This window comes from Klebsiella quasipneumoniae subsp. quasipneumoniae (assembly GCF_020525925.1).
Classification (GTDB): Bacteria; Pseudomonadota; Gammaproteobacteria; order Enterobacterales; family Enterobacteriaceae; genus Klebsiella; species Klebsiella quasipneumoniae.
Genome location: NZ_CP084876.1, coordinates 2,861,963 through 2,873,310 on the forward strand (window position 1 = coordinate 2,861,963; position 11,348 = coordinate 2,873,310).

The 11,348-nt window shown below is 60.7% G+C and carries 9 protein-coding genes; 4 read left to right on the top strand and 5 right to left on the bottom strand.

The annotated features are described in order from the left end of the window. The first annotated feature begins 16 nt into the window (after positions 1-16). From LGM20_RS13965 to LGM20_RS13975, 3 genes are read left to right on the top strand one after another with little or no spacing between them, the layout of a single operon-like run. Positions 17-1,102 carry an HlyD family secretion protein gene (locus LGM20_RS13965; RefSeq protein WP_044522642.1) on the top strand — a complete coding sequence of 362 codons (1,086 nt, stop codon included), beginning with the start codon at positions 17-19 and terminating at the stop codon, positions 1,100-1,102. Then, a complete protein-coding gene (locus LGM20_RS13970) occupies positions 1,099-2,478 on the top strand; it encodes an efflux transporter outer membrane subunit (protein ID WP_044522639.1) in 1,380 nt (459 codons plus the stop codon). The genes LGM20_RS13965 and LGM20_RS13970 overlap by 4 nt, the downstream gene beginning before the upstream one ends. Beyond that, positions 2,479-3,153, top strand: a complete 675-nt coding sequence (locus LGM20_RS13975) for an O-methyltransferase (protein ID WP_072413124.1) — start codon at positions 2,479-2,481, stop codon at positions 3,151-3,153. It begins immediately after the preceding gene. 60 nt (positions 3,154-3,213) lie between these two features. Here LGM20_RS13975 and hrpA read toward each other — a convergent pair whose 3' ends face one another. Continuing rightward, on the bottom strand, positions 3,214-7,059 hold the full coding sequence (gene hrpA / locus LGM20_RS13980; protein ID WP_240322551.1) for an ATP-dependent RNA helicase HrpA: 3,846 nt from the start codon (positions 7,057-7,059) through the stop codon (positions 3,214-3,216). Positions 7,060-7,319: 260 nt separating this feature from the next. Between hrpA and azoR the strand changes: the two genes are divergently transcribed. Further along, complete coding sequence (azoR, locus tag LGM20_RS13985; RefSeq protein WP_002902889.1) at positions 7,320-7,925, top strand: FMN-dependent NADH-azoreductase; 606 nt, start codon at positions 7,320-7,322, stop codon at positions 7,923-7,925. A gap of 36 nt (positions 7,926-7,961) precedes the next feature. On the opposite strand, the gene LGM20_RS13990 is transcribed toward azoR, so the two are convergent. The 4 genes from LGM20_RS13990 to paaK all read right to left on the bottom strand — a co-directional run bounded on the left by LGM20_RS13990 (position 7,962) and on the right by paaK (position 11,329). After that, positions 7,962-8,369 (bottom strand): GFA family protein, encoded by a 408-nt coding sequence (locus LGM20_RS13990; protein WP_023289463.1) that lies wholly within the window; start codon positions 8,367-8,369, stop codon positions 7,962-7,964. 11 nt (positions 8,370-8,380) lie between these two features. After that, the gene (paaY, locus tag LGM20_RS13995; protein ID WP_023289462.1) at positions 8,381-8,977 is read right to left on the bottom strand and encodes a phenylacetic acid degradation protein PaaY; all 597 of its coding nucleotides are present in this window, start codon (positions 8,975-8,977) and stop codon (positions 8,381-8,383) included. 9 nt (positions 8,978-8,986) lie between these two features. Beyond that, positions 8,987-9,913, bottom strand: coding sequence for a phenylacetic acid degradation operon negative regulatory protein PaaX (gene paaX / locus LGM20_RS14000; RefSeq protein ID WP_072199087.1), 927 nt, complete (start codon positions 9,911-9,913; stop codon positions 8,987-8,989). A gap of 99 nt (positions 9,914-10,012) precedes the next feature. Next, on the bottom strand, positions 10,013-11,329 hold the full coding sequence (paaK, locus tag LGM20_RS14005) for a phenylacetate--CoA ligase PaaK (protein WP_044522631.1): 1,317 nt from the start codon (positions 11,327-11,329) through the stop codon (positions 10,013-10,015). Between the last annotated feature and the right edge of the window lie 19 nt (positions 11,330-11,348).

Sequence of the window (11,348 nt, forward strand, 5' to 3'; positions counted from 1 at the left end):
CATCTCTGGAGTCGTTATGAGTCAGCAGGATGCGGCCAAACAACAGGCCAACACCCGGAACAACATTCGCGTGGTTTCCATTTTTACCGCCGCGGCGATAGGCCTCGTCGGCGTACTGGTGATCCTCTATGCCTGGCAACTGCCGCCGTTCACCCGTCATAGCCAGTTTACCGACAACGCCTACGTGCGCGGGCAGACCACCTTTATCAGTCCGCAGGTCAACGGCTACATCACTGCCGTCAACGTCAAGGATTTCGCCATCGTTCAGCCGGGCGAGGTGCTGTTCCAGATAGACGATCGCATCTATAAGCAGCGAGTGCACCAGGCCCAGGCCACCCTGGCGATGAAGGAGGCGGCGCTGCGCAACAACCTGCAGCAGCGCAAAAGCGCCGAGGCGACGATCGCCAAAAATGAAGCCGCGCTGCAGAACGCCCGCGCGCAGAATCTGAAAATCCAGGCTGATTTAAAACGGGTGCAGGAGCTGACCGCCGATGGATCGCTGTCGATCCGCGAGCGGGATTCCGCCCGCGCCAGCGCCGCCCAGGGGGCAGCGGATATTGAACAGGCGAAAGCGGCGCTGGAGATGTCGCGCCAGGACCGCGAATCGACCATCGTCAATCGCGATTCACTGGAGGCCGACGTGGCCAGCGCCAAAACCGCCCTCGAGCTGGCGCAGATTGACCTGCAGAATACGCAGATCATCGCCCCCACCGGCGGCCAGCTGGGGCAGATTTCGGTGCGTCTTGGCGCTTACGTCAGCGCCGGAACCCATCTGACTTCGCTGGTGCCGCCGCAGCACTGGGTGATCGCCAACCTGAAAGAGACCCAGCTGGCCGATGTGCGTATCGGCCAGCCGGTTACCTTCACCGTTGACGCGCTCAACGGCGAGACCTTCCACGGCAAGGTGCAGAGTATCTCCCCGGCGACCGGGGTGGAGTTCAGCGCCATTTCGCCGGACAACGCCACCGGCAACTTCGTCAAGATCGCCCAGCGCATCCCGGTGCGCATCACGGTTAACGAGGGGCAACGCAACAGCGAGCGCCTGCGCCCCGGCATGTCGGTGCAGGTGACCATTGATACCCGCGCGGAGAAGCAGCCATGATCCGCCCGGTCACCCTTGCCATCGTCCTGGCGCTGGTCGGCTGTCAGTCCGCCGATGTGCAGCGCGCCCAGCCGACGCTCGCCATCCCTGCCGCCTGGCGGGCCGACGTTGGCCCTGCCAGCCCGGTGGAAGGCGTATGGTGGCGCAATTTTCATGACAGCGCGCTGAATCAGTATGTCGACCGGGCGCTGCGCTATAACAGCGATGTGCTGATCGCCCGCGAGCGGGTGAATGAGTATCAGGCGCGGGCGTATGCCGCCGACAGCAGTCTTTTCCCCTCGCTGGATGCCAGCCTGACCGGCACCCGCGCCCGCGCGCAGTCCGCCGCCACCGGCCTGCCGATCCACAGCACGCTGTACAAAGGCGGCCTGACCGCCAGCTATGATGTCGATATCTGGGGCGCGAACCGCAGCGCGGCCAGCGCCGCCGGGGCCAGCCTCGAGGCGCAGAAAGCCGCTGCCGACGCGGCCAATTTGAGCGTCGCCGCCTCGGTGGCCGTGGGCTACGTGACGCTGCTGTCGCTGGATGAGCAACTGCGGGTCACGCAGAAGACGCTCCAGGCGCGGGAAGACGCCTGGCGCCTGGCCAAACGTCAGTATGAAACCGGGTATACCTCGCGCCTTGAGCTGATGCAGGCGGATTCGGAGCTGCGCTCCACGCGGGCGCAGCTCCCGCCGCTGCAGCACCAGATTGCGCAGCAGGAAAACGCCCTCAGCGTGCTGCTGGGGGATAACCCCGGCGCGATAAAACGCGGCGAATTCGCCGGGCTCACCCCGCTGCGTCTGCCCTCGCAGCTGCCGTCCACCTTGCTCAACCGCCGCCCGGATATCGTACAGGCCCAGCGTCAGCTGGTCGCCGCCGATGCCACCCTGGCCTCGTCCCAGGCGCAGCTGCTGCCGTCTATCAACCTGACCGCCACCGGCAGCCTGCAGGACCGGACGCTGCCGGATCTGCTGGACAACCCGCTGCGACTCTGGAGCATTGGCGGTAGCATCCTGGCGCCGCTGCTTAACCGCCAGGCGTTAAATGCCCAGGTGGATGTCTCAATGGCCCAGCGCAACCAGGCGCTGTACAGCTATGAGAAAACGGTGCGCGGCGCGTTTAAAGAGGTCAATGACAGCCTGGACGCCATTAGCCGCTACGGCGAACAGCTGACCGAACTGCAGGGGCAGGAGGCGGTGGCGGAAGAAACATTGCGCATTGCGCAGAACCGCTACCGTAACGGCTACTCTTCGTATCTGGATGTGCTTGATGCCCAGCGAACGCTGTTCTCCACCCAGCTTAGCGTGGTACAGGTGAAGAATAACCTGCTGCTGGCGCAGATCGATCTATACCGGGCGCTGGGAGGCGGCTGGTCTGACTCATCAGGGAGCTAAATGGGGAAGCGTCATATGCAACAACAGTGGTCTGCAGTAGACAATTATTTGATTGAGGCCTTAATTCCCAGCGATCCTGTGCTCGATCGGGTACTGGAAAACAACCATCGTGCCGGGCTCCCGGCACACGATGTCGCCGCCAATCAGGGTCAGTTTCTCGCCCTGCTGGTACGGCTTACCCAGGCTAAGCGGATCCTGGAGATCGGCACCCTCGGCGGCTATAGCACCATCTGGATGGCGCGCGAGCTTCCTGCCGACGGCCAACTCCTCACCCTGGAGGCCGACGCGCATCATGCCCGCGTGGCGCGGGAGAATCTGCAGCTGGCGGGTGTTGACCAGCGGGTCACGCTGCGGGAGGGGCCCGCGCTACAGTCCCTGGAGGCGCTTGGCGAATGTCCCGCTTTCGACCTGATCTTCATCGATGCCGATAAGCCGAATAACCCCCATTATCTGCGCTGGGCGCTGCGTTATTCCCGCCCGGGAACCTTAATTATTGGCGATAACGTGGTACGCGACGGCGAAGTGGTCAACCCACAGAGCGCCGACGAGCGCGTTCAGGGCGTGCGTCAGTTCATTGAGATGATGGGCGCCGAGCCACGGTTGACGGCAACGGCGCTGCAAACCGTGGGCACGAAAGGCTGGGACGGCTTTACCCTGGCGTGGGTCAACGCTTAAGCGTGGACGCCTGGCCCGTCGCCCCGGTAAGCGCAGCGCCACCGGGGACAACCGGCCAGGTTACGGCGTAATCTGCTCCATCGCCTGCAGCACGCGTTTGTCCGAGATAGGGTACGGGGTCCCCAGCTGCTGGGCGAAGAAGCTCACCCGCAGCTCCTCGATCATCCAGCGGATCTCCCGGACATCGTCGTCCTCACGGCGGTTCGGCGGCAGCTTATTCAGCCACTGCTGCCACGCCTGCTGCACGCTCTCGATTTTCAGCATCTGCGCGCGGTCGCGGTGCGGATCGATAGCCATCTTCTCCAGACGCTTTTCAATCGCCTGCAGATAGCGCAGCGTATCGCCAAGACGACGGAAGCCGTTGCCGGTGACAAAGCCGCGGTAAACCAGCCCCGCCATCTGCGCTTTGATGTCCGACAGCCCCAGCGCCATGGTCATATCCACCCGGCCTTTCAGCCGTTTGTTGATATTGAACACCGCGGTGAGGATCTGTTCGACCTGTTTGGCGATCTCCACGACCGTCTCGTTGAGCTCGGCGCGAACTTTATCATGCAGCTGGCTAAAGCCCTCTTCCGTCCACACCGGCCCGCCCGCCTCGTCGATAAGCTTATCAACGCCGCAGGAGATGCAGTCGTCAATCAGATCCAGCACTTTGCCGTACGGGTTAAAATAGAGCCCGAGCTTGGCTTTGTTCGGCAGCTTCTCGTGCAGATACTTAATCGGCGACGGAATGTTAAGCAGCAGCAGGCGACGCAGACCGCGCCACATGGCCTGCTGCTGTTCCTGTGGATTATCAAACAGCTTGATGGCCACGCTGTCGCGCTCGTCCACCAGCGCCGGCCAGGCTTTTACCTTATAGTTGCCGCGCTTCTGTTCGTAACTCTCCGCCAGGGTGCCAAAGCTCCAGATATGCAGCCCGCTCTGCTCGATGCCGTCATCAGCGACCGCCGACAGCGTCTCCTGAACTTTGCCCTTCAGCGCCTCTTTCAGCGCCTGCAGCGAGCGCCCTTCCTGTAGCTTCTTGTTTTTATCATCCACCACCCGGAAAGTGATTTTCAGGTGATCGGGCACCTGATCCCACTGCCAGGCTTCGCGGTCGATGGTCACGCCGGTCATCCGCCGCAGTTCGCGCTCAAGGGAGTCGAGCAGCGGCAGCTCCAGCGGCGTCGCCCGGCCAAGAAACGCTTCCGCATAGTTGGGCGCCGGGACGAAATTGCGCCGCACCGGCTTCGGCAGCGATTTTATCAGGGCGATAATCAGCTCCCGGCGCAGACCGGGGATCTGCCATTCAAACCCGGCCTCCTCCACCTGATTAAGCAGCGGCAGCGGAATATGCACCGTCACGCCGTCGGCGTCGGCGCCCGGCTCGAACTGATAGGTCAGACGCAGCTTCAGATTGCCCTGGTGCCAGAAGTTCGGATAGTCCAGTTTGCTGACCTGCTCCGCCCCTTCCTTAATCAGCATGCTCTTCTCAAAGTTGAGCAGATCCGGTGTGTCGCGGCTGGCCTGCTTCCACCAGGCGTCAAAATGCCGGGCGGAGATGACGTCGTGGCTGATGCGCTGGTCGTAGAATTCGAACAGGGTCTCGTCATCCACCAGAATGTCGCGGCGGCGCGACTTATGCTCCAGCTCTTCGATTTCCGCCCGCAGCTTCAGGTTCTCCCGGAAGAAGGCGTGGCGCGTTTGCCAGTCACCCTCCACCAGCGCGTGGCGGATAAACAGCTCGCGGCACAGCGCCGGATCGATCTGGCTGTAGTTGACCTTACGCGCGCCAACGATCGGCAGGCCATAGACGGTGACCTTTTCCGTCGCCATCACCGCGCCCTGCGCCCGTTCCCAGTGCGGCTCACTGTATGAGCGTTTGATCAGGTGCTGCGCGACCGGCTCCACCCACTCCGGCTCAATGCGGGCGGCAATGCGGCCCCACAGCCGGCTGGTTTCCACCAGTTCCGCCACCATCGTCCACTTCGGCGGCTTTTTAAACAGACCGGACCCCGGGAAGATGGAGAAGCGGGCGTTACGCGCGCCGGTAAACTCCTGTTTATCGGCATCCTTCATGCCGATGTGCGACAGCAGACCGGTCAGCAGCGCAGTATGGATCTCGCGGTATTCCGCCGGTTCGCTGTTGATCGGCAGGCCAAGCTCTTTCACCACCTGACGCAGCTGGGTGTAGATATCCTGCCACTCGCGCACGCGCAGATAGTTCAGAAAATCGACCCGGCACTGGCGGCGGAACTGATTCGACGACAGCGCCTTCTGCTGCTCGCCGAGGTAGTTCCACAGATTGACGAAGGCGAGGAAATCAGACTCTTTATCGTGAAAGCGGCGGTGCTTCTCGTCGGAGGCCTGCTGCTTATCCATCGGCCGCTCGCGCGGATCCTGAATCGACAGCGCGGAGGTGATGATCATCGCTTCCCGCACGCAGCCGTGCTTCTGCGCCTCCAGCACCATCCGCGCCAGGCGCGGGTCCACCGGCAGCTGGCTGAGCTGGCGGCCCATCGGCGTTAGCTTATAGGCGGTGGCCTGCTCATCGGTGGTGATCGCGCCCAGCTCTTCCAGCAGGCGCACGCCGTCCTGAATGTTGCGCTTATCCGGCGCTTCAACGAACGGGAAGGCGGCGATATCGCCTAAGCCCAGGGCGGTCATCTGCAGGATGACCGACGCCAGGTTGGTGCGCAGAATTTCCGGGTCGGTAAATTCCGGGCGCGACAGGAAATCGTCTTCGGAATAAAGACGAATACAGATCCCTTCCGAGACGCGGCCGCAGCGGCCTTTACGCTGGTTGGCAGAGGCCTGGGAAACCGGCTCGATCGGCAGGCGCTGCACCTTGGTGCGGTAGCTGTAGCGGCTGATACGCGCGGTACCGGGATCGATAACGTACTTGATGCCCGGCACGGTCAGCGAGGTTTCCGCCACGTTGGTCGCCAGCACGATGCGCCGTCCGCTGTGCGGCTGGAAGACGCGGTTCTGCTCGCTGTTGGACAAGCGAGCGTACAGCGGCAGCACTTCGGTATGGCGCAGATTCAGCTTATTCAGCGCATCGGCGGTATCGCGAATCTCCCGCTCGCCGCTCATAAAGATCAGAATATCCCCAGGCCCTTCGCGCCCCAGCTCGTCGACGGCATCAAAGATCGCCTGCAGCTGATCGCGCTCGGTATCGTCCGCCTCTTCCACTATCGGCCGGTAGCGCACTTCCACCGGGTAAGTCCGCCCGGAGACTTCGATAATCGGCGCATTATTGAAATGCTTTGAGAAACGTTCCGGGTCGATGGTCGCCGAGGTGATGATGATTTTCAGGTCAGGACGGCGCGGCAGCAGCTCTTTCAGATAGCCGAGCAGGAAGTCGATGTTCAGGCTGCGCTCGTGCGCTTCATCGATAATGATGGTGTCATACTGCATCAGCAGGCGATCCTGCTGGATCTCCGCCAGCAGAATACCGTCGGTCATCAGCTTGACCATGGTGTTGTCGCTGACGTGATCGCTAAAGCGGACCTTATAGCCGATACAACCGCCCGGCTCCGTTTGCAGCTCCTCGGCGATACGGTTGGCGACGGTTCGCGCGGCCAGACGACGCGGCTGGGTATGGCCGATCAGCCCTTTCAGCCCGCGGCCCAGCTCCATGCAGATTTTTGGCAGCTGGGTGGTTTTACCCGAACCGGTCTCCCCGGCGACAATCACCACCTGGTGATCGCGTACCGCCTCGAGAATTTCTTGTTTTTTCTGGCTAACCGGCAGGTTTTCCGGATAGGTGATGGCCGGTCGCGCCGCTTCGCGCAGCAGGACTTTACCGGCTGCCTGGCTTATCTCCTGCGCCATCTCCTGGAGGATGGCCTGTTGCGATTCAGGATTTTTAACCTTCTTCACGCCGTGCAGACGGCGGGCAAAGCGCGTTTTGTCGCGCAGCATCAGGCCGTCGAGCTGTTGATAAAGCTGGGGGAAGGTGATTTTTTGTTGTTCTGTCATAGCGTTATCGGGCAGAGCTCTGCCGGGAAAATCTCTTTTGAAGTATTGCCTTAGAGTACCACATCTGTGCCATCCGTGCCTTGTTCAAAAAATCTGAACATAGGATTCGATATATTGCGCTATCTCTGTGGCGCGATTGTGAATACAGTGTCATCAAGCACCAGGGCACTGACCCGTCAATCACATTAAAAAAGGAAACACCCATGAGCAAAGTATTAGTTCTGAAATCCAGTATTCTGGCAGGGTACTCACAATCTGGTCAGCTTTCCGACTATTTTGTTGAACAATGGCAGGAAAAACACCCGGGCGACGAGATCACCGTACGTGACCTGGCCGCTAATCCGATCCCGGTTCTGGATGGTGAACTGGTTGGCGCCCTGCGTCCGAGCGACGCGCCGCTGACGCCGCGTCAGCAGGAAGCGCTGGCCCTTTCCGACGAGCTGATCGCCGAACTGAAAGGCAATGATGTGATTGTTATCGCTGCGCCGATGTACAACTTCAACATTCCGACGCAGTTGAAAAACTATTTTGACCTGGTGGCTCGCGCCGGCGTGACCTTCCGCTACACCGAGAAAGGGCCGGAAGGTCTGGTGACCGGTAAACGCGCGGTCGTCGTGACCAGCCGCGGCGGTATCCATAAAGATACCCCGACCGACCTGGTCACCCCGTACCTGTCCACCTTCCTCGGCTTTATCGGCATCACCGACGTGAACTTCGTGTTCGCCGAAGGTATCGCTTACGGCCCGGAAGTCGCGGCCAAAGCGCAGTCTGACGCAAAAGCGGCCATCGACAGCGTGGTTGCAGCCTAATATTTCACTCCTCTCGCTTCCTGCGGGAGGAGTGTTTTACTTTTTCTCGTAGCGCAAATACCCCACCACGCCTCCGCCGCCATCGTTTGGATGATTCACCCCGTCGTTGACCTCCACGCAGGAAAAATCGAAAGGCGACACGCCGTCAATGCAGGCCACATTCACCCCATACTCCTGTGGGTTTGAACGCCGTTGATGAAAGGTGTAGATCCCGCATACCGAGCAGAAAAAGTGCACGGCTTCACCTGTATTAAAGCGATACTCGGTGAGCTTATCCCTTCCGCGTACCACCTCTATGCCTGAACGCGGCGAAGAGACCGCGACCGCCCCGCGCATTCGACAATATGAGCAGTTACAGCGCCGAGCGGTATTGAAGCCGTCGCTGAGTTCAACGGTAAACGCCACCGCACCGCAGTGACAGTGAGCGGATAATTTCTCTGCCATATATTTCCCCCTCAGGTTGAGGATTTTGGCCGCAGGTTTTCATCAAATTCCAGCCGCTTACGCCCCTCTTCCACTTCCCGTAACGGCTCGACCTGATGCAGCGTCTGCTTACAGCGTTCCACCAGCACCTGGTATTCACGGGTGCCATGTTTTTTCCACGCCAGCTCCTGTTCGCTCAGGACGCGAATCGCTTTTGCCGGGCTGCCGATGATCAGATGGTTGGCGGGCATCTCAGCGTTGGCTTTGACAAAGGCCGAGGCGCCGACAATGCTGTTTTCGCCGATGGTCGCCCCGTCGATAATCACCGCGCTCATCCCCACCAGCGCGTTGCGGCCAATCACGCAGCCGTGCAGAATAGCGCCGTGGCCGATATGTCCGTCCTCTTCCACCACCGTATCCTGGCCGGGGAAGCCGTGCATCACGCAGTTGTCCTGAATATTGGCCCCGTCTTTGACCACGATGCGGCCAAAATCGCCGCGCAGGCTGGCGTTGGGCCCAACATAGACCCCTTTGCCGAGGATCACGTCGCCAATCAACACCGCGGTCGGGTGGACGTAACTCTCCTCCGGCACCACCGGGGTCAGTCCATCAATCTGATAAATCGGCATGCAACCTCCTTATGCGCCCGGCAAACCGCCAAAGCGCTGATAATAGAGCGGGCCCGGCGCGGGAAGCTCGCCGACCGAGCTTTCACCTTTCTCGCTGACGAACGCCAGCGCGCCGGGACTCACCCGTTGGTAAATATTGATACACAGCTGGCGGGCGGTTTGCCCCGCCCAGTGCGCCGGCAGCAGCTCTTCCGGCAGCAGCGGATCTTTGAGCACCACCCGGCGATAGAAATGAATCAGCAGGAGCTGGATCTGAAAGCTGCGTTCCGGCGTTAACTCCGCGGGGTCGCAATCGCGCAGCAGCGGCAGTAACGGCCGGAATAACGAGATAAAGGCCTCATACATCTCGTTTTGTTCGGTGAGATGCCAGCACTCCTCCACCCGGCTGCGCAGCGCCGCCCGGGAGAGCGCCAGCGGCGAGTGGGCTTCAAAACAGATGACGTTTTCGGCGACCCCCGCTTCATGGAGCAGCGACTGGACATCCGCCAGCTTTTGCGACGGCGAGGCTAACAGGCTCGGCGCCAGCGCGCCAAACCCCTGCCACAGCAGCTGCTTTTTGACGTCGGCCAGCACATTTTTCTCCAGGCCTTCCGAAAGCAGCAGCAGCCAGGTGCCGTCCCATTCCGGAGCGTTCGCGCGATAAATTTTATGTTCCGCGCGTCGGGTCAGGCGCAGCCCTTTGTCGCTCAGACGATAGAAGCTGCGGCGGCCGATACGGACGACATCGAGCCACTCCTCTTTATTGAGGCGAAACAGCGCGGTGCGGACGAAACGCTCGCCGAAGCCTAATCCTTCCAGCAGCGCCGCGACGCTGCCCAGCCACACTTCCCCACCGCGTTGTAATAAGGCGTCGCCATACAGCGAGGCGATTAATGATGTGCCGCTGATCGGCGTCGCCGTCACCGCTTGTTGAATAAAGGCGTCGAGTTTACTCATCTGATTCATTCTGTTGTTATATTTTTCCTTTATGAATCATAGCACAGGAAATTCCCGGCCTACGGCGTAAAGGCCTCAGCCGGGTTATCGGGGAGAGAATTAACCGCTGACCACCGCTTTACGCAGGTCGAATACGCGACAGGCTTTGCCTTCAGAGCGCGGAATGCTGCCGCAGTTGACGATGGTGATATCGGTGGAGATCCCGACCATCGACTTAATGCGGTGGCGCAGCTGGTGACAAATCTGGCAGCGCTGCTCGTGACTCAGCGCCAGCCCGCTCTCTTTCAGCTCCACGCGCACTGCCAGCGAATCGAGATGGCCGCGGCGATTCACCTCCAGCTGGTAGTGCGGCGCCAGGTGTTCAAACTTAAGGATCTCTTCTTCCAGCTGCGACGGGAAGACGTTAACCCCGCGGATGATCAGCATATCGTCGCTGCGTCCGCTGATGCGGTCCATACGGCGCATGGTGCGCGCAGTGCCCGGCAGCAGGCGCGTCAGATCGCGGGTACGGTAGCGGATCACCGGCAGCGCCTCTTTGGTCAGCGTGGTGAACAGCAGTTCGCCGTGTTCGCCATCGGCCAGCGGCGTGCCGTCGTCCGGGTTAACGATTTCCGGGAAGAAGTGGTCTTCCCAGATGGTCGGGCCGTCAACGGTTTCCAGACACTCCATCGCCACCCCCGGGCCCATCACCTCTGACAGACCGTAAATATCCAGGGCGGTGATCCCCAGCCGGCGCTCGATCTCCGCGCGCATCGCCAGGGTCCACGGCTCGGCGCCAAAGACGCCGACGCGTAATGAACAGCCGCGGGCATCGCCGGCCATCTGGCGCTCCAGCTCTTCAATCAGATTCAGACAGTATGAGGGCGTCACCATGATCATATCCGGCTGGAAATCGCGGATCAGCTGCGCCTGTTTTTCGGTCTGTCCGCCGGACATCGGGATCACCGTCGCACCTAAGCGTTCCGCGCCGTAGTGCGCGCCAAGGCCGCCGGTAAACAGGCCGTAGCCGTAGGCGACGTGAATTTTATCTTTCGCCGTGCCGCCGGCGGCGCGCAGCGAACGGGCGACGATACTGGCCCAGTTATCAATATCGTTTTGCGTATAACCCACCACCGTCGGTTTGCCGGTGGTGCCGGATGAGGCATGAATGCGCACCACCTGCTCCATCGGCACCGCGAAGGTATCGAAGGGATAGTTGTCGCGCAGATCCTGTTTGGTGGTGCACGGGAATTTGGTCAGGTCGCTCAGTTCGCGGAAGTCGTCAGGGTGCACGCCTGCGGCGTCGAATTTACGACGATACATTGGCACATTGTTATACGCATGATTCAGCGTCCACTTCAGACGCTGGGTTTGCAGGGCCTGCAGCTCATCACGCGAGGCGGTTTCAATCGGATCTAATTTTGTAGTAGTTATCATTGTAGGGTACTCGCAGGTA